The organism is Bacillus sp. TH17 (assembly GCF_016651125.1).
Classification (GTDB): Bacteria; Bacillota; Bacilli; order Bacillales; family Bacillaceae_G; genus Bacillus_A; species Bacillus_A mycoides.
On sequence record NZ_JAEKEN010000001.1, the window covers coordinates 2,548,148 to 2,570,292 of the forward strand.

24 protein-coding genes and 2 pseudogenes are annotated in these 22,145 nt (G+C 35.0%); 3 read left to right on the forward strand and 23 right to left on the reverse strand.

Features of this window, described 5'->3' with window-relative positions:
- Positions 1-191 precede the first annotated feature (191 nt).
- On the reverse strand, positions 192-917 hold the full coding sequence (locus JFT95_RS12980; protein WP_201052459.1) for an NAD-dependent protein deacylase: 726 nt from the start codon (positions 915-917) through the stop codon (positions 192-194).
- A gap of 286 nt (positions 918-1,203) precedes the next feature.
- Between JFT95_RS12980 and JFT95_RS12985 the strand changes: the two genes are divergently transcribed.
- Positions 1,204-2,691, forward strand: coding sequence for a peptide MFS transporter (locus JFT95_RS12985; RefSeq protein ID WP_016101120.1), 1,488 nt, complete (start codon positions 1,204-1,206; stop codon positions 2,689-2,691).
- A 493-nt stretch (positions 2,692-3,184) separates the two neighbouring features.
- On the opposite strand, the pseudogene pcp reads toward JFT95_RS12985, so the two are convergent.
- The 7 genes and pseudogenes from pcp to JFT95_RS13020 form a co-directional block, all read right to left on the reverse strand.
- Positions 3,185-3,831 (reverse strand): annotated as a pseudogene (pcp, locus tag JFT95_RS12990) (pyroglutamyl-peptidase I).
- A gap of 16 nt (positions 3,832-3,847) precedes the next feature.
- Entirely contained in the window at positions 3,848-4,810 is a 963-nt protein-coding gene (locus JFT95_RS12995) for a DUF979 domain-containing protein (RefSeq protein ID WP_033709246.1), read from the reverse strand.
- Between the two features lies 1 nt (position 4,811).
- Positions 4,812-5,507, reverse strand: coding sequence for a DUF969 domain-containing protein (locus JFT95_RS13000; protein ID WP_002142352.1), 696 nt, complete (start codon positions 5,505-5,507; stop codon positions 4,812-4,814).
- A gap of 34 nt (positions 5,508-5,541) precedes the next feature.
- Positions 5,542-6,315 (reverse strand): 5-oxoprolinase subunit PxpA, encoded by a 774-nt coding sequence (pxpA, locus tag JFT95_RS13005; protein ID WP_002033004.1) that lies wholly within the window; start codon positions 6,313-6,315, stop codon positions 5,542-5,544.
- Positions 6,316-6,333: 18 nt separating this feature from the next.
- Positions 6,334-7,323 (reverse strand): 5-oxoprolinase subunit C family protein, encoded by a 990-nt coding sequence (locus JFT95_RS13010; RefSeq protein WP_201034010.1) that lies wholly within the window; start codon positions 7,321-7,323, stop codon positions 6,334-6,336.
- The gene (gene pxpB, locus JFT95_RS13015) at positions 7,314-8,027 is read right to left on the reverse strand and encodes a 5-oxoprolinase subunit PxpB (RefSeq protein WP_088039686.1); all 714 of its coding nucleotides are present in this window, start codon (positions 8,025-8,027) and stop codon (positions 7,314-7,316) included. The genes JFT95_RS13010 and pxpB overlap by 10 nt, the downstream gene beginning before the upstream one ends.
- Before the next feature lie 14 nt (positions 8,028-8,041).
- Entirely contained in the window at positions 8,042-8,794 is a 753-nt protein-coding gene (locus tag JFT95_RS13020) for an IclR family transcriptional regulator (protein ID WP_061675364.1), read from the reverse strand.
- 257 nt (positions 8,795-9,051) lie between these two features.
- On the opposite strand from JFT95_RS13020, the gene JFT95_RS13025 reads away from it, so the two are divergent.
- On the forward strand, positions 9,052-9,462 hold the full coding sequence (locus JFT95_RS13025) for a hypothetical protein (protein ID WP_061675625.1): 411 nt from the start codon (positions 9,052-9,054) through the stop codon (positions 9,460-9,462).
- A gap of 213 nt (positions 9,463-9,675) precedes the next feature.
- Here JFT95_RS13025 and JFT95_RS13030 read toward each other — a convergent pair.
- The 3 genes and pseudogenes from JFT95_RS13030 to JFT95_RS13040 all read right to left on the reverse strand — a co-directional run bounded on the left by JFT95_RS13030 (position 9,676) and on the right by JFT95_RS13040 (position 11,947).
- Positions 9,676-10,460: pseudogene (locus JFT95_RS13030) on the reverse strand (DNA alkylation repair protein).
- 234 nt (positions 10,461-10,694) lie between these two features.
- Positions 10,695-11,246 (reverse strand): signal peptidase I, encoded by a 552-nt coding sequence (lepB, locus tag JFT95_RS13035; protein ID WP_002013664.1) that lies wholly within the window; start codon positions 11,244-11,246, stop codon positions 10,695-10,697.
- Positions 11,247-11,269: 23 nt separating this feature from the next.
- A complete protein-coding gene (locus JFT95_RS13040; RefSeq protein ID WP_088039688.1) occupies positions 11,270-11,947 on the reverse strand; it encodes a copper homeostasis protein CutC in 678 nt (225 codons plus the stop codon).
- Between the two features lie 187 nt (positions 11,948-12,134).
- On the opposite strand from JFT95_RS13040, the gene JFT95_RS13045 reads away from it, so the two are divergent.
- Positions 12,135-12,605: a hypothetical protein gene (locus tag JFT95_RS13045; protein WP_088039689.1), complete on the forward strand. Its 471-nt coding sequence runs from the start codon at positions 12,135-12,137 to the stop codon at positions 12,603-12,605.
- 182 nt (positions 12,606-12,787) lie between these two features.
- Here JFT95_RS13045 and JFT95_RS13050 read toward each other — a convergent pair whose 3' ends face one another.
- From JFT95_RS13050 to JFT95_RS13105, 12 genes are all read right to left on the reverse strand, one after another.
- Positions 12,788-13,936, reverse strand: coding sequence for an acyl-CoA dehydrogenase family protein (locus JFT95_RS13050; RefSeq protein WP_201052460.1), 1,149 nt, complete (start codon positions 13,934-13,936; stop codon positions 12,788-12,790).
- 154 nt (positions 13,937-14,090) lie between these two features.
- Complete coding sequence (locus JFT95_RS13055; RefSeq protein ID WP_002033016.1) at positions 14,091-14,723, reverse strand: YdcF family protein; 633 nt, start codon at positions 14,721-14,723, stop codon at positions 14,091-14,093.
- A gap of 322 nt (positions 14,724-15,045) precedes the next feature.
- On the reverse strand, positions 15,046-15,633 hold the full coding sequence (locus tag JFT95_RS13060; RefSeq protein WP_061675630.1) for a GNAT family N-acetyltransferase: 588 nt from the start codon (positions 15,631-15,633) through the stop codon (positions 15,046-15,048).
- A 160-nt stretch (positions 15,634-15,793) separates the two neighbouring features.
- Positions 15,794-16,174 carry a VOC family protein gene (locus JFT95_RS13065; RefSeq protein WP_002013657.1) on the reverse strand — a complete coding sequence of 127 codons (381 nt, stop codon included), beginning with the start codon at positions 16,172-16,174 and terminating at the stop codon, positions 15,794-15,796.
- 90 nt (positions 16,175-16,264) lie between these two features.
- Positions 16,265-16,780 carry an SRPBCC domain-containing protein gene (locus JFT95_RS13070; protein ID WP_002013656.1) on the reverse strand — a complete coding sequence of 172 codons (516 nt, stop codon included), beginning with the start codon at positions 16,778-16,780 and terminating at the stop codon, positions 16,265-16,267.
- A 29-nt stretch (positions 16,781-16,809) separates the two neighbouring features.
- The gene (locus JFT95_RS13075; protein WP_000014568.1) at positions 16,810-17,154 is read right to left on the reverse strand and encodes an ArsR/SmtB family transcription factor; all 345 of its coding nucleotides are present in this window, start codon (positions 17,152-17,154) and stop codon (positions 16,810-16,812) included.
- 349 nt (positions 17,155-17,503) lie between these two features.
- Positions 17,504-17,674 (reverse strand): hypothetical protein, encoded by a 171-nt coding sequence (locus JFT95_RS13080; RefSeq protein WP_002161252.1) that lies wholly within the window; start codon positions 17,672-17,674, stop codon positions 17,504-17,506.
- A gap of 143 nt (positions 17,675-17,817) precedes the next feature.
- On the reverse strand, positions 17,818-18,045 hold the full coding sequence (locus tag JFT95_RS13085) for a TetR/AcrR family transcriptional regulator (protein ID WP_242487611.1): 228 nt from the start codon (positions 18,043-18,045) through the stop codon (positions 17,818-17,820).
- Between the two features lie 592 nt (positions 18,046-18,637).
- On the reverse strand, positions 18,638-19,966 hold the full coding sequence (locus JFT95_RS13090; protein ID WP_201052461.1) for a YjiH family protein: 1,329 nt from the start codon (positions 19,964-19,966) through the stop codon (positions 18,638-18,640).
- A 125-nt stretch (positions 19,967-20,091) separates the two neighbouring features.
- Positions 20,092-20,970, reverse strand: coding sequence for an aminoglycoside phosphotransferase family protein (locus JFT95_RS13095; RefSeq protein ID WP_201052462.1), 879 nt, complete (start codon positions 20,968-20,970; stop codon positions 20,092-20,094).
- Positions 20,971-21,486, reverse strand: coding sequence for a GNAT family N-acetyltransferase (locus JFT95_RS13100; RefSeq protein WP_002084694.1), 516 nt, complete (start codon positions 21,484-21,486; stop codon positions 20,971-20,973). It lies immediately after the preceding gene.
- A gap of 23 nt (positions 21,487-21,509) precedes the next feature.
- Entirely contained in the window at positions 21,510-21,977 is a 468-nt protein-coding gene (locus tag JFT95_RS13105; protein ID WP_201052463.1) for a DUF2691 family protein, read from the reverse strand.
- Positions 21,978-22,145: the final 168 nt, after the last annotated feature.

Consider the following 22,145-nt stretch of genomic DNA (forward strand, 5'->3'; position numbering starts at 1 on the left):
TAAATTTATTTATATGCTATATATAGAATTTTATATTAATTACAAAAGAAATAAAAGATTTAATTTTCAGTTTTTGATTTTATCATCCTATTTATTACCATTCCCCTTATACGCAATAACATGAATATAATTCATACAAAAAAAACTGAGGTGGACATCATTCACCTCAGTTTCTTTACGAAAACAAAAACTTATTTAATCGAAGATAACCCTTTGGCAAATTCACCAATCTTATTTTGAAAAACAAAATCAAAATTGTATTCTTGCCCTGTTAACTCTTCATTTACTAAAATTGTTGTTGCGCCTATTTCTCTCTTTGCGATTTCTGGGAATGAAGCGACAGGTTGCACTTTTAATGACGTTCCCATTACGAGAAGTACATCTGTTTCATATAAACGTTTTATTGCATTTTGATATTGAGGCAGTGTATCTCCGTATAAAACAACATCTGGGTTTAGAATGAAATTACACTTCCCGCAACGCGGTACTTCATGATCAATCATATATTGTAAATCATATCCCGTTTTACACTTCGGACAATGTGCAGTTTGAAGTGTTCCATGTAAATCAATTACATGTTTACTACCACCTACTTGATGCAAACCATCAATATTTTGCGTTAAAATCGTTATGTCTTTCCCTTGTTCCTCTAGCTCCGCTAAAAAGCGATGCCCTTGATTTGGTTTATATTGATGAAACGTATTAATTTGAAAGATTTCTTTATAATGCTTCCAAAACTCTTTCGGATTTCTATTATAATAGCCTCTCGACAAATACATCTCTACATTCGCATCAGCATATAATCCATTTGCTGAACGAAAATCTGGGATACCACTTTCCGTACTTGCACCAGCACCTGTTAACACTGTAATTTTCTTCGCTTTTTCTAAAATTGAACGTACTTCTTCAAATTGCACAAAAATCACCTCTAAGTATATTCCTAAACTTATTATACCAGTTGTTTACAATAGGTGTTGTACAATTCATTTTACTTACTTCATTGCATGAATTAACCCCCAACTTTTTTGGGTGTAATTAAAGTTTCAAAGATAACTACTGTTCAATTAAAATAAAGTTATCATTTAGAAAGTAGCCAGAAGGCTGCTTTTCTTCATCGGTAGGCTTAGATAGTTATGGACTACTGGGAGACTCTTAAGTTATACTTGTATAATATAAAAATTAACAAGGGGTAATATTAACATTATGAAAGAAAAAAACGAACTTGTTCAAAGTATTCCTCAAACAGGATTTTTTGGGCATCCAAAAGGATTATTCTCTTTATTCTTCACTGAGTTTTGGGAAAGGTTTTCTCATTACGGAATGAGAGCTATTTTACTGTATTATATGTACTATTCAGTCGCAAAAGGTGGATTAGGAATTGAACAATCTACCGCAACCTCGATAATGGCAATTTACGGTTCCTTACTGTTCATGTCTAGTATTATCGGTGGATGGATATCGGATCGTTTATTTGGTCCAAGTAAAACCGTATTCTTTGGTGGCGTTTTAATTATGATTGGCCATCTTATTTTAGCTTTACCGGGTAGTAAAAGTGCGTTATTTATCTCTATGGTCTTCTTAGTTCTAGGAACAGGGTTGTTAAAGCCTAACATATCGAACATCGTAGGAAGTTTATACAGTGAAACAGATGCGCGTCGTGACTCAGGGTTCAGTATATTCTACATGGGTATTAACTTAGGTGCCTTACTTGCACCTTTAGTTGTCGGAACATTAGGTCAGCAATATAATTTCCACCTTGGTTTTGGAGTTGCGGCAATTGGTATGGCAATTGGGTTAGGGGTATTTGTTGGAACAAAACAGAAAAACCTTGGTCTAGTCGGTACGCAAGTACCTAATCCATTATCAGATTCGGAAAGAAAAAAGACTATTAAGTATTTCAGTGTTGGTCTAGTTGTATTAACATTGCTAGGTGTGGTTACAATTCCAACTGGGTTGTTAACTATAAATCGTTTTACATTCCTGATTAGTATCTTAGGGATTGTTATTCCAACCTATTATTTCATTTATATGTATCGTAGTCCTAAAACAACAAAAGTAGAGCAATCTCGTCTTCTTGCGTATATACCACTCTTTATTGCAGCTACAATATTTTGGTCTATACAAGAACAAGGTGCTATTATCTTAGCGACATACGCGGATCAACGAACTCAATTACAGTTCAATGGAATTACATTGCATTCCGCTTGGTTCCAATCATTAAGTCCAATCTTTATCGTAACGCTTGCCCCGATTTTTGCATGGGTTTGGATAAAGTTAGGCAAGAAGCAGCCTTCAACGGCAAAAAAATTCGCTATTGGATTGCTATTTGCAGGTTTATCATTCTTAGTTATGATTATTCCGGCTTTAATCAACGGTACTCACTCTTTAGTGAATCCTATGTGGTTAGTCCTTAGCTTCTTTTTAATTGTAATTGGAGAAGTTTGTTTATCTCCTTCAGGGTTATCAATAACGACGAAGCTGGCTCCAGCTGCTTTCTCTTCGCAAACCATGAGCTTATGGTTCTTATCAACTGCGTCTGCGCAAGCAATAAATGCCCAAGTTGTTAAACTGTATAATCCTGCAACAGAAGCAATTTACTTTGGTATTATTGGTGCTATCTCCATTTTAGTTAGCATCCTGCTGTTTACATTATCATCAAAAATCCAAAATTTCATGAAGGGACTTCAATAACGGTCTCTTATTGAAATGAACAAATACAAGTTTCTATGTGAAGAGTAGCCAAATGGGTTACTCTTTTTTGTAAAAGTTAGATAAATATCGCATTCTTACCGTACTTATATTTAAATTTATCAGTTTTGAAAAATCATAGTACAATTAACAATTCTGATGATTATCTCTTACCCAGTTATACTTTACTAATGGAAAAAAATTCACTCTGTTTGTTTTACATAAAAATGGTGTGATATTTTTATCACACCATTTTAAAATCATTACTTTGTATGTCTTTGAGTTTATCAGAACTTAACTTTTTATCCATTCATATAGACGAAAATTCTACATCATTAAGAAACTATTTAAAAAGTTCCCTTTTATTTGGAACAATTCCATATTTGTTAGAATACTCCCATTGCAACCTTTCCCTTTATATTCTATACTGCATCTTCAATTACAAAATACAAACACACAAAGAGGGCTGCATCAGCCCTCTTTAATCTACTATTATTTAATGCGTCGTACCCCCAATTTCCACAATATCCACCTCAACTTCCATCGCTACCTCAATTGCCAATTCTATACCTTTACTAATAGTAGAAAGTGACATACTCGGTTGACTTGGATAGTTGCTCGCTTGTTCTGGTAAGAACGGAATATGAACAAATCCGCCTTTTATTTTCTTATCATTCTTCTCTAGTTCGTGCATGAGTCCATAGAATAAATGATTACAAACGAATGTACCTGCAGTTTGTGAAACAGATGACGGTATACCTTCTTCGCGAAGTTTTTTCACGATTGCTTTCATCGGAAGTGTAGACCAATACGCAATAGGGCCTTCTTCTACAACCGGCATATCCACCGGCTGATTCCCTTCATTATCAGCAATTCTTGCATCATCAATATTAATTGCTACACGCTCTATCGTAATATCTGGCCTGCCCCCAGCTTGTCCAATACATATAATCATTTCAGGCGACAACTCTTCTATATACTCTTTTAATACTCTTATTGATTTATGAAATACGGTTGGAACTTGTTTACTAATAATCTTGTACTCTCCGATTGTTTTTTCATGCAAACTTTTTGCGACTTCCCAAGCTGGGTTGATACTTTCTCCCCGAACGGATCAAATCCTGTTACTAATACTGTTTTCATAGTTTCACTCTCCTAATTAGAAACGATATACAAGGCCGTACATAATAAACATATTTATAATAAAAATGGAAAGAGCAATTGGTACTTGTGCTTTAATGACTGCATTTTTATCTTTCAATTCTAAAAGCATCGCAGGTACGATATTAAAGTTTGCTGCCATTGGAGTAAGCAACGTTCCGCAATATCCAGCAAACATACCGAGTGCTGCCATAATTGCTGGGTTTCCTCCGTGCATTTGCACAATTAAAGGTAAGCCGATTCCACCAGTGATTACTGCAAACGCTGCGAATGCATTCCCCATTACGACTGTAAATAGCATCATTCCTAAACAATAGGCCATAACAGCAACGAATGGATACTCTGTCGGTAACACTTGTCCGACTAGATCCGAAACGACTTGTCCTACGCCAGACTTCGCAAAAATACCGCCAAGTGCTGCTAACATTTGTGGTAAAATAACTGCCCAACCGACAGCCTGTAGTAACCTACTTCCTTCTTGAACAGGCGTTGTTATTTTCGCTTTTGTAATACGCATCGCCGCAATGAATGCAAGTAATGCCCCTAACGCTAATGCAACTAATGTTACTTTATCAGGATCAACAAGTGCAACATTTCCCCATTTGATTTTTCCTAACGTTAACGTTCCGATAATTGTAAAAATAGGTATTAATATTGCAGGCATAAAAATTTTATTTTTTAATTTCTCAGCATGTTTCACACGTTCTTGTACTGGTACTTCTTTCTCCTCGGATTTTGTTACTTTATTTAATGAAGCCAAAACAACCATAACAAGCACAATACAGCCAACATAAAACGAAGGGATTACATTTCCGAATAAAAATGTAACTGCAAACAATGCCCAAAATAAACTAGAACCGAATCGGTTTGGATGCTCACGATCAAATGCAATACGAACAGCGATAAATGCAACGATTATACCTAATACATAATAAATTGTATCCATTGTTATGATGTTCATCTTATATAGCCTCCTTCTCTTGTTTTTCTTCTGCTTTCATTGTTTTCTCTATATACTTATCAAACCTTCTAAACCTGATCCAGCTCACAATAAGGGCAGATATCGCAGTTGGAATTCCCCAAAGCGCCATATCCCATACACCGACATGCATACCTACTGAATCGAAGAATCCTTTCATTAATAAAATGGCTCCAGTTGCGATGAAAATATCTTCTCCGAAAAACCAAGCTGTATTTTCCGCAGCTGCTGCATTTGCTTTAATCTTTTCTCTCAATTTTTCAGGGAGTTTACCGTATTTACCTTGCGCAGCCCCTTCTGCCATCGGCGCAACAAGCGGTCTTACCGTTTGCGCATGACCACCAATATTTAGTCCAAGTGCTGCTGATGATTCTCTTATCGTAAAATATGACATTAATACTCTTCCAGTTGTTGCTCCTTTTGATTTCGTTATAAGTGCTTCTGCTCTTTCTTTTAAACCATAACGCTCTAAAATTCCGATTACCGGTAAAGTTAATATGATTGGCATAGACATATATCTGTTTTCTATGAAAAATTTACCGAACATGCTAATTACATCATAAAAACTTAAGCCTGAAACCATACCAGTAACAATACCCGCAACCATAACTACTAACAGTGTATTTAGCCTAAATAAAAACCCAACCGCAACAAGTAAAATCCCAATTAATTTCACCAATTTTAACACTTCCTCTCATTTTTAATCCCGCTAATTAAAGTTTCACTTTATTTGGTGCGCATATAGAAATACCATTAAGTTCGAATGTTCTGTATATTTTTTCCGCAAATTGGACTGCTTTCTCTCCGTCCCCGTGTAAACATATCGTTTGCGCTTGAACTGCTACTTTCCCCCCATTAACCGATTCTACATACCCTTCTTTCACCATTTGAAGTACTTGTTTTATTGCTTCATCTTCATTTTTTATAAGAGCATTTTCTTCTGTACGGCTCGTTAAAGTTCCATCCTGCTTATACGTACGATCGGCAAAAGCTTCTTGTACGAGAGTTATATTATATTTTTCTGTTGCCCTTATAAATGCCTCACTATTTGCTAATCCGTAAAGTAATAATCCAGGGTTAATATGATAAATTGCCTTTGCAATTGCATCCGCAATTTCCGAATCAGTTGCCGCCATATTATATAAGGCACCGTGCGGTTTTACATGTTGCATTTTCCCTCCAGCAGCTTTAACAAATCCTTCTAATGCGCCAATTTGATATAAAACATAATCGTATACTTCACTTGCTGAAACATGCATGTTCCTTCTTCCAAATCCAATTAAATCAGGAAATCCAGGGTGTGCCCCTATTGCTACATTTTGCTGCAGGGCTTTTTCAACCGTTTGCCTCATAACGGACGGATCACCAGCATGAAAACCACAAGCAACGTTTATAGAGGAAACGAACGGAAGAATTTCATCATCATTCCCCATTTTATAAGCTCCAAAACTTTCTCCTAAATCACAGTTTAAATCGATCGTAGTCACGATGTTTTCCTCCTAATCTCAGCTTCGTAAAGCGATGAATTTCTTTAATAGACTCATACTTGTTTCCTGTTCTATATACAATTGTGCAGCTTCTTCCATAGTTATTTTTTCAAAAGTTACATAGTCTCCTGGTTTCAGCTGCGCTAGAAGAGGTAAATCTACTGAAATTACATTTCCAATTCTCGGATAACCACCTGTCGTTTGTCTATCCGCCATTAATATAATAGGCTGTCCACCATTTGGTACTTGAATTGTTCCGAATGTAACTGGGCTCGATAAAATTTCTATCTCTTCAACTCTATTTAAAACATCTCCGTCAAGCCTATATCCCATGCGATCAGCATAATTGGACACTTTATACTCTTTCGAAAAAAACGACTTTATACTTTCTTCTGTAAATTGATCATATTCAAAGTCTGTTATGACGCGAAGAATAGGATGCTTCTTATATTTTGGTAAAGCATTGTTACAAATTGCCCACTTCGTTTTTATACGCTTTTCTTCTTGTAAATTTTGAATGAAACGGCTTGCAACTTCTGCCCCTGTACCAATTTGAAAATAATCTCCTTTTTTCAGCATTCTCCCTTCAATACCGCCAAGAGCAGCACGTATGTAAGTACTTTTACTTCCCATCGTATGATCAATATTTATACCGCCCGCAAAAGTCACATATGCTCTGCAACCGCTTTTCGCTTTTCCGAGGCAAAGCATGCTTCCTTCTTCAGCTAATATAGGGCGCCATAATGGAATGCGTTCTCCATTTAATAACGGTTCCATATCCGCACCGCCAATCGCAAGCAAAGTCGTTTTCTTTATTAACAATTTAGGTCCCATTATTGTAATTTCGAGTCCAGCCTCATTCTCCTCATTACCTACTAACATATTAATCATCCTGAGCGCACTTTTATCCATAGCACCGCCAACAGGTACACCGTATTGTTGATAATGAAATCGCCCTAAATCTTGGACTGTTGTAAACATTCCTGCATGCAAAATCTCTACATCCATTCTTTAGCCCCCTCAAGCGATACGTACTCTTCCTTTGTTATTGGTATAAATCGTAAATACATACCACTTTGAATATATGTTGGTGTTTCTTCTTTTGGATTAAATAGAGAAATAGGTGTTCGGCCGATAATATTCCAGCCTCCTGGTGTTTCTAGCGGATAAATACCTGTTTGATTTCCGCCAATACCTACTGAACCAGGAGCGATTTGTAACCGTGGTGTTTCTTTTCTAGGTGTTTCTAGTTCTTTTGATAATCCCCCTAAATAAGGGAAGCCAGGCGTAAAGCCTAACATATACACGAAATATGTTGTTTCACTATGTATTCGAATAACATCCTCTACTTGTAATCTTTGATAATGTGCAACCTCTTCTAAATCAGGTCCATATTCTCCCCCGTAACACACTGGTATAGAAATATGTTTCACATCTCGGTTCACTTCTTCTTTATAAGAATCACACAGCTCCCGTATATACTGGCAAACGTAATCATATGGTCTTATATTTCTATCATTTTCCTTCCATACTTCGTACAAATTGTAATAAACCGCTAATGAAGTAAACGACGGAACGCATTCAACCATTCCTGCAAACGGATGTTGCTGCAGTGCTTGAAATAGTCGTTGTACTTTTTCGTATATATCCATTCCAATTTCTTCACCAAATGTAACAATAATTGCTTGATCCCCTAACGCAGAAAATTTCATCCCACTCCCTCTTTCTATGCCAAAAAGCCGAGTTCTTTCGAAATGCGGTATGCTGTTTCTTTCACTTTCGCAGTAAAATATGAAATGTTACTTTCGCTATACTCAATTGCTAATCCCGAAATACTAATGCCGGCTACAACCGTTCCATCACTTGCAAAAATTGGAGCTGCTATAGCCGCTGTATGATTTTCTAATTCAGAATAACTAATTGTATATCCAGCTTGTTTTGCCATATGTAACACTTCTAGTAAATGCTCCTTATTCACGATCGTTCCATCTGCAAACTGCTTTAAATCCGTTTCCTCTACGTACTTCCTTTTCTCTTCCTCAGAAAAATACGATAGTAAAATTCTCGGACATGCACCCGCATACAGTGGTGCCCTTCTTCCAACCGCCGTATAAACACGTACTGGCTGAACTCCTTCCATCTTCTCAACGTAAATTGCGTCATTACCATCTTGAATAATTAAATTTACTGCTTGCCCTAAACTATCCCTAAGCTCTTTCATATAAGGAATCGCAATATTTCTTACGGATAACCTTTGTGAAACAAGTTGACCAAATCGTAAAAAAACGACTCCGAGACGATACTTTCCCTTTTCTGTTTTTTGTAAAAAGTCCATTTCTTCTAACGAACCAATTAAACGATAAACAGATGTTTTCGGCATATTCGTAAGCTGAACCATCTCTGTTAAACTTAGCTCCTCATGCTCATAAAACAACTCTAAAATATCCATTGTCTTAACTGCCGTTTTATTTATACTCATCCTATCTCCTTTTCGTTCCGAATTTCGGAACTTCAATTCCGTTTTTCGAAACAAACATATAATTTAAAATTATAAAATATTCTTTCAATTCTATCAATATATTTTTCGCGTATATTATCCGATATATTTTGTCAGTCATTTAAAAAAACGTAAATAATTAAATATATTTGTAAATTTTTATATCTAATTATTATTTATTTAATCTATATCGTTTATTTAATTTAGTAATGTACAACAAAATGTGAGGAGTGTTTCTTTTGAAAAGACTGCTAGTGATTCCTGCAATTATGCTATCTTTTTGTATAGGGGATAATGTAACATTTGCGACAAATGAAGATACTAATTTAAGCTCTCAAATTGAACAACGTCTCATAACTAACAACAACGTTGCCTTTTTTGGATCAAGCACCTATAGTTTCAATTATTTTGGAGGAGATAACTTAAACGTTCTTGTGCAAAATATAGGTGATTCTCCTTTTCGTTACACTCTATATAACGCTAAAAATTCTTGGATGATTGACGGAACTTTAAAACCTGGGGAACAAGCGATAAGCGAATTCAATATTCACTGGACTGATTGGCTTCCTGACGGTGAATATGCAATTGTTTTTAGAAATAACGATGGTTCACTTTCCAAAGTTCACATTGCTACAAAACCGTTAGATTAAAAATTTCAATAATAAAGTATGTAAGTGTAGATTTGAAATAAAGTGTTATCAATTTACATTAATAACACTGATATAGAAAAAAATATAAAGAGCATGTTTTGAACAATCTTTGTTCAAAACATGCTCTTCTAATAGCTATTCAAATTATTCTTTTTTTAAAAATGATTGATTATTTGTTTCCCTCGTTCAACTAACAAGTCTATTAATTGAACGTTAATTGTTTTTCAAGATTGTTCTTTTAGCTTTTTTAATAATTCTACTAGTTGATTTTATGTCAGTATCCTTTGCCCATTCTTCACACAGGTTGATTACCCAATCCGGTTTGGTTTTACTTGCATCATTTAACCAGTTTCCAACTGAATCTTGGACATATTTTGAAGGATCTGATTTAAGTAAATTAAGAATAGGAAGTGCTTTATCAGGTTCTTGTTTTAATGTTTCAATATGTTTACTCCATACCCCCCGAGGACGAATAGATTCTACAGAGAACCTGCGAATATTCTCATCTTCACTTTTTGCCCATTCTACTAACAACTCCACACTTTTTTCTATATTTTGTGAAAGGTCTTCTCTAATAGACATCCAAGCAATTTCTCGAACACCAAAATGATGATCCGCTGCAAAAGGTCGAATGTACGTTAATTTATCTTTTAATGTGTTATTTGTTTTTTTATTCATAAACGCTGCCCAACATCGTACACTATCTGAAATATGATTAGATAATTTTAACAGTAAGTCTTCCTTTTTCCTTTCATTCCAGTTTCAACGTTCTGTTTTTCCAATTCAGCTACTATAAACTCCAAACTATCCTTGAGTCCTATTGAAGGTAAGACATTTTTAAGTAGTTCAATATGATTTATAGCTAGCCATTCTGTTAGATTAACACTTTCTAATTTCCCTTGCTGTAGTAATTGTAAGACCTCTTTAGGAATTTCGTTTACTTTCTTGGCACCTTTCCTGCTTAAGATAGCTTCTGCTTCTGCTTCTTTCACTATCATTTAATTCCCTCCTCACAATACTATTTTCAAATAAACAGAGGCCATTTTGAAAAATAATAATCAAAATGGCCTCTGTCCTTCTTAAATGAACATTCAGTTTCACAAAAAAATTTGATTCAAACGCACTTGGATTTCTTTAATCAAAAAGAATAAAACGGTGCAACTTTTTTATAAACAGTACGACTTTATTTCAAACCGACAGGAAGAATATTTCTCCCATACTTTCGCTTTACTTTATAATGCTCTCACTTGTTTCAACGGCCAGAAAACAGCTTGTCCTTTTCCGACAATTTCATCTTCTGAAATAAATCCAAACATACGACCGTCTTTAGAAACTTCACGATTATCTCCTAAAACAAACACTTGGCCTTCTGGCACTTTCGTTTTCCCTGTGATTTGTTCTAACGTAAAATCAGGAGTTAATACACGACCAGACGCCTTTTCTTTAAATTCTTTTAAATACGGTTCTTCCATCGCTTTTCCGTTTACATATAAAACATCATCTTTATACTCAACTGTATCACCCGGTAAACCAATTACTCGTTTTACTAAATCGTACCCTTCTTTTCCGTGGAAGACGATAACGTCAAAACGGTCTAATCCACTTATACTATAACCAATCTTATTCACGAGAACTCGTTCGTTATTTTCTAAAGTGGGCATCATCGATTCCCCTTGTACTAATGAAGGTGTAAATAAAACACCGCGAATAATAGCGATTAATACAAGGGTAAATCCTATCGTTTTAGCCCATGAGAATAATTCTTTCTTCGTATTTTCCTTCATCGTTTCTCCTCTTTCTTAAGTGTTTATTTTATTATTTGAACTAATTCTTGTACTAAATTAGGATCAATTTCAGAAAAACATGACTTACCTTCTCTAACCGCTGTACCTACATGCGCCTGCGTAATTCCAGTTTCATCTAGCAATTGTTTTACATTCTTTTTCTTTACTCCGCTTCCGACAACAAGCTGTATATTCCCTTCACTTTCCTTTTGCATTGCTGCAAGAACCGGAATATTATCTACTACATTTCCTTGTCCGCCTGAAGTTAAAACGTGAGTAACTTTATTGAATTTCTTCAAAACTTTCATCGCTTCTACTGGATTTTCTGTATCATCTATCGCACGGTGATACGTTACATTTATTCCATCTACAACAGATAATAAATCTACTAATTTCTCTTCATCAACTTCATTTTGTTCATTTAACACACCTAATACAACACCAGCAGCTCCAAGATTTTGAGCAACTACAATATCTTCTTTCATCATTTCAATTTCTTCTTCCGTATATGTAAAAGACTTCGCATGCGGACGAATCATAACATGAACTGGTATTTGCACTGCTTCTACTGCTTTTTTTATAAAAGCATAGCTCGGTGTTAAACCACCTTCTGTATATGATGAAATGAGTTCAATTCGATTTCCACCAGCCTTTTCAATTCGCTTCACATCTTCTAAACAAGTTGCAATAACCTCTAGCATGAGATAACCTCTTTTCGTACTTTTTTCTTATTATACAGTAGGTGAAATAAGAAACATAGCATTCCACTATAAAACTATAAAAAGAAGAATGAAAAGAAAGATTTATTGAATTGATAATAAATATCATATATGTTATGTTTCCCTTGAAATTATAAATTCTTATATCCTTATAAAAGGAAAGAAATATATGATTCTTACAAAAAAACGGTTCGTTATCTCTAGTTCATTTATTGTAATTGCATCACTTTGCGCGATTACTTTATTAACAAAACAAAATACAAAACTAGATTCCTCAACTTCAAGTATAGAAACAGAAACGATTACCCTTTCATCAAGCAATAAAGAAGAAACTCAAACCTTTCGTTCATCTTCATTTAATAACTCAACTGTATTCAGAGGCGATACTGGTACAGGCTTTGACTTTAGTGGCCAAGGTGACTTACATATTACAATTAAAAATACTAGTACAAACAGTTTTACCTATTCAATTAAATTCAAAGAAGATCGTTTAGTCAAACACACGTTACAGCCAAATGAAAGTGAATCCTTTCCTTTACGTTCACTCATCGCCAATCCTTTACCAGGTGAGTATTCATTATTTGCACATAATCAAGACGGTTCTGAAAGTAGTATGAATCTTGAAGTGCAGCCACAATAGAACAAAATAAAAAGGCTATCCTCTTATCAAAAGAATAGCCTTTTTATTTTGTAAAACGAGAATTCCCTCTTCTTTGAACAATGACATAATACATGGAATTATATCAACGATTCAACATAGAATACCGATTCACCGACAACGAAAAGCCTGTTCCTGAACGGAACAGACCTTATATTTCTTCATTACGACCGAAACGCCGCATCCGCCAGCATAGACAGTGTTGCATCATCCATCGGCGGATTGTGTAGTCCTGCTCTTACGTTTAAATAATAACGATGAAGCGGATTTTTTTCTGATAAACTTTTCGCCCCGACAATACGCATTGCTTTATCTACAATAGATATTGCCGCGTTCGTTACAACATATTTTGCAGCTGCTAGTTCGGCTTGCAATGATAATTTATCTTCTGCCTCATCGTATTTTTTCGCAATTTGATATAAAAAGACACGAGCTTGCATAAGCTCAAGTTCTAATTCTCCAACTAACCTTCTAACATTCGGTAATAAACTTATAGAATGATTTAAACTGTTTGGCTTGTATGATACCGCAAACTGAACTGCATAATTTCTTGCTGATTGTGCAATTCCTAAATAACATGCTGGTATATGTAGCAACCAGCCAATACCCTTAGCTTTAACTTTTGAACCCTTTATATCAGTGAAAAAGCGATCTGGTATCTCTACATTTTGTAAAACGAGATCATGGCTCGCAGTTCCTCGCATTGCGATGCTATCCCACGTTTCTTCAATTGTCACGCCTTGCGTATTCTTTGGAATGACAAACTCTCCGATATCTTCCTGGCCTTCAATACTTGCTGAAATGATAAAATAATCAAGTACTGGTGCCATTGTCGTAAACGTTTTTCTTCCATTTATAACCCACTTCTCACCTTTTTTGACAGCTAACGTCTCTGGTTTCCCGCCGCGAGTAGGACTACCTGTATTCGGCTCTGTCGCTGCTCGATTAAAAAGCGCACCATTACGTACTTCTTCACAAAACCAAGTGAACATTTCCTCATTCCAAGAACGATTTTCAGCTAATTCCTTTACAATGCCAAGGTGCCATCCAATCGATAATGCGGTAGCACCGCAGCCTTCTGCTATTTTCTCTTGAAATAAAACGAAGTCATATAAAGAAATCGCATTGCCTCCCCATTCTTTTGGCAACGTTAATTTCGTATATCCGATATCTTTCAAATTATTAATATTTTCATACGGAAATGATCCTAATTCACTTAGTTGATGCTCCCTTTCCATGAACTTCGGAATCAATTTATTTATTTGTTCAATAACTAAAGATTGTTCTTCTGTTTCAACAAATGAGAGTGCCATACATAATCTCCTTTATGTCCGATTCATAAACCGTTCATTTTGTCATTATGATTATATGAAGTTACTTCTCTATTGTTTCACTATTCCGATAAAAATACAATGCTTTTGAACAATAAGAAAAGTTCCTATAAAAAAGATAGGTTCTTTTCTTATATTAATCCCCTTTCAATGCCTTTAATGGCAAAGAGGTTACATATCCAATATACGAGCATAATTCTTTAAAAAAGAAAGGGATTTCTGTATCTAACGTTTTATACGCTGACGTTGGAGTTGGTGATGCATACGCTTCAATTTTAATATGTTTTGCAATTTTCATTGCACGTTTCATATGAAGTGGATCACTCACAATCGTATATGTGCGTATTCCGTTCTCTATTCCAACTTGCTTTGCATTCTTTAAATTGTCCTCTGTGAAAAGGGATTTTGTTTCAATTAGAATATCCTCTTCTTTCACACCATGTTTCAGTGCATACACTCTAGCAGTACGCGCTTCCTCAAGCTCTGCCTCAAACTTTGTACCACCTGTAAAAATAATCTTTTTAATATTACCGTTCTTATATAAGGAAATTGCATGATTAATTCTTTCTTTAAATACAGGAGATGGTTTTCCGTTCCATGAAGCTGCTCCCAGCACGATACCAGCATCTGTCTTCACACCATCATCTGTTTTAAAGCGATAACTCCAAATATCGTAAGCTGCATAACTTACATATAAAATAATAGAACAAATCATAAGCAAGAATACTTGCAAGATTCTTCTTTTCTTACTTTTCTTATTTTCTTTCATTTATAACTGCCTCCGTACATCATCCATACTTCTATATAAAAACGTATATATCAAATCATTTTGTTTGAATTTGTTTAAAAGAAGGAATTTTTCTTATCATATATATGCATTAAAGGGTTTTCATTTAAAATTGAGGATTATCAATTCATTTTTCGTTTGCGGTTTTCATTACATTTATGTAATTTATAAGTTTATTACCATACAACTACATTGTAACGAATTTTTTATCATAATGGAATGATGAAACAAAAGAAGTAACTATTTTGTAAGAAAAAAGGTATATTTTTCAACTAGACGATCAATACACCTTTCTTAATATGAATTATCGTTTTTCTTTATACGATTCTAATTTTTCTAATAACCGTTCCTTTACAGCTGGCCATTCACTTGCAATAACACTATATACAACTGCATCTCTAACATGCCCACTCGGTAATTTTCTTTCGTTTCTAAGTACACCCTCTTTTACTGCGCCGAGTCTTTCAATTGCTCTTTGTGCTTTTTCATTTCGTGCATCCGTCTTAATTTGTACCCTCCGCATATGCAACTTTTCAAAAGCATATTGTAATAACATGTACTTACATTCCGTATTCATACTCGTACGTTGCACACTTGGGTCATACCACGTTTTCCCTAATTCCACCGTCTTATCTTCAACTGAAATGTTATATAAGCGTGTACTCCCTACTATTTCATTTGTCTTTTGATCAACAACAACAAATGGCAAATCCTTCCCTGCCCCATAAGCTTTTATCGCCTTTTGAACATATTGCTGCATATCTTGAACAGTATCCATTTTAGAGATTAAATACGCCCAAATATCTCGATTTCCTTCCACGATTGAAAACATTTTTTCGACATCATTGCTATCCATTAACCGTAACTTTGCTCTTTCGTGAATAATTTCCATTTGTAAGCCCCCTTTGTTGTAACTATATCATACTCTTTTACCGTTATATCGTTATATAAGAACGTGAAATTATTTTTATATCAAGGAATAAAATATATCTTTAAAATAAAAAGTGCGATGCCTTTTATTCAAGCATCGCACTCATAAATTGAATTGAAATTTACTTCTTTTCCATTACTGCAAAATAATTATTTTCGCTATCTGCAAAATTAAATATTCTACCTGAAGGCATATTTACAATTTCTCCGACTGTAACGTTTTTGTTTACTAAATCACTATATAAACGATCGAATTCTTTTGAGAAGAACATTAAAGAAGGTGTGCCAAGATTTAACTCCGGCTGCATTTTAGCAATTAGCTCCTTATTATGGAGAATAATACTTGTTTCAGCTTCTTTAGTTGGAGCAATTTCAATCCATCGCATTCCTTGACCGTTATCTTCCTCTGAAATGACACTAAACCCTACTTTCTCTGTCCAAAACTCCTTCACTTCATCTTGGTTATTCACATACAACATGATTTGACCAACATTATTAATCATTTATTTTAACGCTCCTTTATAAACAATTTTTATTAAACTCCATACACTTATACCTAATTATCACCGAAAATAAAGTTGCGGTGCAAAAATCTATTTCAGCGACTCCAATCGCTCATTCAAACGATCCCAAGTTTCGGTGATACCTTGTAGCATGCCCATGTCCATAACGGTCTTAAGGGCTTCTTCGGAAACATATTCAGCACGGTTTATTAGCTTTGTCTTTCCACCTAAATCGATGAATTCCAATGTCATCTCGGTTGACGGCATAGAATCATTTACATTGCCTTCAGCATCTGAAAAGTAATCAGTGTAGACGATTTTCTCTGGCTCAATAATCTCTTTATAGACTGCTTTCCCCCATGATTCCATACCAAAAAATTGCTCCAAGTTCTGATTGACACACTTCATACAGTAGTGCCAAACGCCTCCTGGACGGAAGTCGACAGTGCATGCCGGAATTTCCCAACCTCTTGGCCCCCACCAATGTTTCAAATGCTCTGGTTCTTTAAACATACTGAATACTAAATCGCGCGGCGCATCAAAAACGCGCTCCAGTACTAATACCCGATCGTTCTCTACTCTTGATACCATTGTATTGTTTGACATGTTAATTCCTCCTTAAATATGAACTGATTTTATGACTTTTCCTTGTTTTGCAATTCCTTCAAATACTCATCTAAATTATCGAATCTCTCTTCCATCACACGCTTAAATGACTGCACCCAACAATCAAGTGCTTGGAAAGGCTCAGGTCGGAGCTTGTAAATCCGGCGATTAGCTTCAGCCTGCACTTCCACAATCCCTGTATCGCTTAACACTTTTAAATGTTTCGAAGTTTGTGGTTGCCTTAATCCCAAATGTTCGGCGATTTCCCCAACGGTTAAGGGACCGTCACGCAAGAGTTCAACGATATTCATACGATTCGGTTCAGATAAAGCGCTCAACGTCGTCATATTCACGCCCGGAATTTTCCCCGACATATCACTCACCTCGTTAAGTGATGGTCTCCGGTTATAACACATCAATATCATCACTAATATTATTTTCCTGTTGAATCGATTATAACCAAAGAGGAATATTCCCGTCAAGGAATATTCTAAAACTAAAGTCACACTAAATGTGACTTTCACTTTGAAATAAAGTGAAATTTTAATTCATGTTTTTTATTTCTCTCCACTGATTATTATTTCGCACTAACTACGATTTTACGATAAATAAAAAGAAGTCATTTGAATCAAAATGACTTCTTTTCTTTTTGAATAAATATTAACTTTTATTAAACAGATCATATTTTTCCATGCTCTATTACTTTATCCCTTTTAACCTCACTTAACCTAATTCAATTTCCCTCAACATCTCTTCCTTAGGACCAAACATACGAATTCCTTGTCGAATATACTCTTCCCATATAGGATGTGAAAGCTCATCAATAATAGTTAATATCGTACCGATTAAATAAGAGAAATAAGAAGAAAATACAACATTTGGTTCTAATAACATTAGTTCTCCTTTTTCTGACCATCGATTATTACTGAAGAAATACTCTCCTTTGATTCCTCCCAAAAAACGAGTATTTTACTCATTATTTGTGGAAATTGATCGTGATGAGCAATTACATATTGTACTAATCTTAAAGAACTACTTTATTGAATACAAAATTTCATTTGTTCATATACCATCCTTGAAATTCTCTCTAATGGTGAACCATCGAATTCATGAACTAATAAGAATAGTTTTCTAAAATCTTCAAAAGGTGCTAATACTGCTGCTTCAAACAATTTCTCTTTACTTTCATAGTAATATGCTACACTACCAAAGCTTACTTCTGCCGCCTCTGCTATTTTAGACATAGTAGTCGGAAAATAGGGCAATCTGCTCTGTTAGGTTGATAGGCATATGGAGGTGCCTATTCAAGGGAATATCTGGATAAATCCCAATAAATACTATATACTAATAAACGGGAGGGGATAAAAATGCTAGATCAAATCACTTGGGGAACGCCAGCCAGCTTATTATGCTTAGGATTCTTTTTTGCAGGGTTAGGAATCTTCTTAAGAAGTATTATGTCATATACGAAAAATAAATAAAAATTCAGAAAAATAAAAAATTTCGTTTAGAGGATACTTTAAAATCTTAGATTGATGGGCTTGCAGATTGCCCCCAAAACAAAAAATTGTACATTTTCACCTAGAGGTGTAAATTTTCTCGTTTTGGGGTATTTGCTTTTCTTAGCTTGATAGCGATGTGGGAACACCCTGCTTTTAATAAAAAATAACAAACAAAAGAACCCAACCTTTACGGAAGGGTTTTTTTTATAGCTTTATCTCTTTAAAACTCAGAAATAACTGTTCTCGCATTTATATACCACATGTATATTACTAATATTTTTATCATAAATATTAATTTTCAAATCTACTTTTTTATACTTTTCCAGCTTTCCCCTTTTGATAATACCTTTTCTTTTTAAAGCAACAAATAAGCAATCGGCGTAATAATAAGCAACGTTAAAATCGTTCTTTGCACATATAGAATAATAAGCTCAGATACTTTTAACGGAATATCTGTTGATAATATACAAGGAATTGAAGCGGAGAAAAACAAAATAGATGATACCGAAACAACCGCAATAACAAACTTTGTAACAAGCGGTGCACTTACAACTAAAAGAGAAGGTAAAAACATTTCTGCAATACCAACTGATGCTGCTTTTGCAGCTAGTTCTGCTTCTGGAAGCTGCAGTAACCATGTAAATGGATAGAAAATATAACTAATCCAATCAAATATTGGCGTAAACTTTGCTAAGACGATTCCAATTAGCCCTACTGACATAATTGATGGTAAAATTCCCATTGTCATTATAAATCCGTCTTTTAAATTCACTGCGATATTTTTCATAATACTTGGCGCAGATTTCGATACTTCTAATGCATCTTCCCAAGCTCGCTCTAACACTTTCTCTTTATAAACGGGCTCTGGGAACCCTTCTTTCGTAATATATGTATCTGGTTTTCTACTAAGAGGCGGGATTCTTACGGTGATAGCGGTCACGATGAATGTTACAACAAGAGTAGTCCAAAAATAAACATTCCATAAATGCATAATGTCTAATGTTTTTGCGATGATGATCATAAATGTTGCAGATACTGTAGAAAAACCTGTAGCGATAATTGCTGCTTCTTTCGTCGTATACTTTCCTTCTTTGTACACTCGATTCGTAATAAGAAGTGCAAGCGAATAACTCCCCACAAAGGAAGCGACCGCATCAATTGCTGACCGTCCTGGTGTTTTCCATAAAGGTCTCATAATTGGACGGCAAAACGTACCGATAAATTCAAGTAATCCGTACCCGACTAATAACGCTAAAAATGCCGAACCAATTGGTACGAGTAAACTTACTGATATAACTAACTTCTCATACAAAAACGGTCCAACATCTGGCGCAAAGAACCAATCTGGCCCTATTTTCAAACAATATAATACACCAAAAACGACGCCAACTACTTTTAATAAAGAAAAACAAATGTCTACGATAGATGCATTCCACTTCTTCGTATAAAATGGATAAATCGCACCAATTACCATAACAAGCAGTGCATAATAAGGTACTACCGAAGGAACCGTAGCTCTTATCCACGATACGATATGATCAATCATAATAGACGAAGCACCGTTTATCGTAACTGGTACGAAAAACATAAACACACCTACTAAACTTGCGAGTATAAACCGAAGTATAATCCCCCTCTCTCGCCCTGTCTTAATTACATTACTTTTTAATTCAATTTCATTCAAAATTCGACACCTCCAGTTATCTAAATATTCTGTATAATAACGCCAGATCCCTTCTTTTATTTCCGAATATTCAATCATGCAAAAAAGCCTATTTTGAAATATACAATCAAAATAAGCTTTTTCTATTACCTCTTATAATCATCCACAATTACTTGAATTACACGATAAGATTCTTCTGCTACTTTCTCATTACTATCCCTATTCGCATCATATGTAATTAACGCCTTCCAAAGCGCCCATCCTCTCGCTCTATTCCACGTTTCTTTATCCATGCGTAATACTTCTTTAAATACGTTTCTACTATTCTTATCAAAAAATGTCCAGGCCATAGCTGCATCACAAGCCGGATCCCCTACTCCTAAAATACCAAAATCAATTACGGCACAAAGTTTTCCATCCTTAACGAGTAAGTTTCCTGGTGCAACATCTCCATGAATCCAAACTGGTTTATGGTCCCATGTTGACCTAAGTGCTAAATTCCAAAGATGCTGTAATAATGTCTCATCAAAAACATCCTTATTATTTTCAATGGCCACTCTCGCTTCTTCATCGTATACAGATATAAGCCCGCCTCGGTAAAAATTATGTTCTCCAGCTATTGGCCCGTTACTCGCATCAATTAATTGTAACTCTATTAAAAACGAGCCTAAGTCTGCTGCGAATTCATCTAAGTCACGAACATTTTCTTTCGTGACTGTCTCTCCCTCGATCCACTTATTAATAGACCAAGGCCACGGATACTCTTCAGTCGGATTCCCTTTCCCAATTGGTGCAGAAATTTGTAAAGAAAGTCCCTTACTTAATATAGGTAGCCACTTATTTTCTTTCTCTACTTGCGGTACATATGCTGCATCACTTGGCAATCTTACACTCATCTCATCCCCTAGGTGAAACGTTCTATTATCATGACCGCTAAGCTTTACAGGTTTCACTTCTAAATGCGCCCATTCGGGAAACTGTTGTTGTATTAACTTTTCAACTAAACTTACGTTAATTTGATTCATTCACTCTCCTCTTTTCTTTTGAAACTTACTAAGTCCATCCGTACTGCCAACATAGTCAAAACCACTTCTCTTATAAAAATCATTCAATATACGATTATGCCGGACGCAATCTAACTTCAAATACTCTTTGTCATGTTGCACATTCTCTTCTACCCACCGTATAATCCATTCTCCTATTCCATCCCCCTTATACTTCCGTTTCACCGCAAATCTATGAATATATAATGAATTAGAAACTTCCTCTTTTCCAAAAATATGTTCATCCCATTCATTTTGTTTAGGAGAAGCTGTAACCGTACCAACTATTTCATCTTCTTTCATAACAACATATGTATATTTCTCTCTTATACATTCTAGTATTTCAGCCGTAGCTTCCTCTCCTAAAAGATACTGCCACTGATCCACTTCTTTATATTGTAGCCATTGTGCTACTTCTTTTAATAAAATGATAATACTATCACTTTGATCTTCAGTAGCAATTCGAATTGTATATTCTTTACTTATATTTCTCTCCATATTGCCGTTCCCCTTTCAAATTGCTACCATACTGACATACGAGTCCTTCCATCATTTTCATCTGTAATATATTCTACATAAAATCCTTGACTCAGTGCGTTTTCATATATCATTTCAATCTCTTCTTGGTTTTTTGCATAAATTTGTATGTAATCGCCATCCGCTACTAATACGACTACTTCACACTTACTCTTCTTAAATTCTTCATATGTTTCAATTTCTCCTAGTACTTTCCCTTTTGGATATGCTTTTAAGTCTACAAATAAAAGATAATATATGTTATCTTTTATTAGCTTTTTTAATTCTGATCCTTCCATGATCTCGTTATCTTCTGAAAATAATTCTGGACCTAATTCATTCCCTATTATTATATAAGCTTCCTCCCTTCCCATGACTTGCCAATCAAATGCAGTAATATCAATTGGCTTTAACACTTTCCAAAGTAAATTATCATATCCATCTAGAATATCTACTGTAATCCCTCTTTTCATATGTCTGCTCCTAGCTTATTTATTTTTGTTTCATACATTATATATCAAATTTAATTACTATATTTTGTCGATACCTATGCACATCATAAAAAACCGCTCCACTACTAGTGAAACGGTTTCCTTCTGCTTACATTTACATATCTTATTCAATTGTTGCACTGCGTTTTA

Bases quoted from the DNA above. Each gene is read 5' to 3' on its own strand.
- JFT95_RS12985 (WP_016101120.1), top strand. From the start codon at position 1,204: ATGAAAGAAAAAAACGAACTTGTTCAAAGTATTCCTCAAACAGGATTT.
- JFT95_RS12995 (WP_033709246.1), bottom strand. From the start codon at position 4,810: ATGAACATCATAACAATGGATACAATTTATTATGTATTAGGTATAATC.
- JFT95_RS13010 (WP_201034010.1), bottom strand. From the start codon at position 7,323: ATGGATGTAGAGATTTTGCATGCAGGAATGTTTACAACAGTCCAAGAT.
- pxpB (WP_088039686.1), bottom strand. From the start codon at position 8,027: ATGAAATTTTCTGCGTTAGGGGATCAAGCAATTATTGTTACATTTGGT.
- JFT95_RS13020 (WP_061675364.1), bottom strand. From the start codon at position 8,794: ATGAGTATAAATAAAACGGCAGTTAAGACAATGGATATTTTAGAGTTG.
- lepB (WP_002013664.1), bottom strand. From the start codon at position 11,246: ATGAAGGAAAATACGAAGAAAGAATTATTCTCATGGGCTAAAACGATA.
- JFT95_RS13040 (WP_088039688.1), bottom strand. From the start codon at position 11,947: ATGCTAGAGGTTATTGCAACTTGTTTAGAAGATGTGAAGCGAATTGAA.
- JFT95_RS13045 (WP_088039689.1), top strand. From the start codon at position 12,135: ATGATTCTTACAAAAAAACGGTTCGTTATCTCTAGTTCATTTATTGTA.
- JFT95_RS13050 (WP_201052460.1), bottom strand. From the start codon at position 13,936: ATGGCACTCTCATTTGTTGAAACAGAAGAACAATCTTTAGTTATTGAA.
- JFT95_RS13055 (WP_002033016.1), bottom strand. From the start codon at position 14,723: ATGAAAGAAAATAAGAAAAGTAAGAAAAGAAGAATCTTGCAAGTATTC.
- JFT95_RS13060 (WP_061675630.1), bottom strand. From the start codon at position 15,633: ATGGAAATTATTCACGAAAGAGCAAAGTTACGGTTAATGGATAGCAAT.
- JFT95_RS13065 (WP_002013657.1), bottom strand. From the start codon at position 16,174: ATGATTAATAATGTTGGTCAAATCATGTTGTATGTGAATAACCAAGAT.
- JFT95_RS13070 (WP_002013656.1), bottom strand. From the start codon at position 16,780: ATGTCAAACAATACAATGGTATCAAGAGTAGAGAACGATCGGGTATTA.
- JFT95_RS13075 (WP_000014568.1), bottom strand. From the start codon at position 17,154: ATGTCGGGGAAAATTCCGGGCGTGAATATGACGACGTTGAGCGCTTTA.
- JFT95_RS13080 (WP_002161252.1), bottom strand. From the start codon at position 17,674: ATGTTATTAGAACCAAATGTTGTATTTTCTTCTTATTTCTCTTATTTA.
- JFT95_RS13095 (WP_201052462.1), bottom strand. From the start codon at position 20,970: ATGAATCAAATTAACGTAAGTTTAGTTGAAAAGTTAATACAACAACAG.
- JFT95_RS13100 (WP_002084694.1), bottom strand. From the start codon at position 21,486: ATGGAGAGAAATATAAGTAAAGAATATACAATTCGAATTGCTACTGAA.
- JFT95_RS13105 (WP_201052463.1), bottom strand. From the start codon at position 21,977: ATGAAAAGAGGGATTACAGTAGATATTCTAGATGGATATGATAATTTA.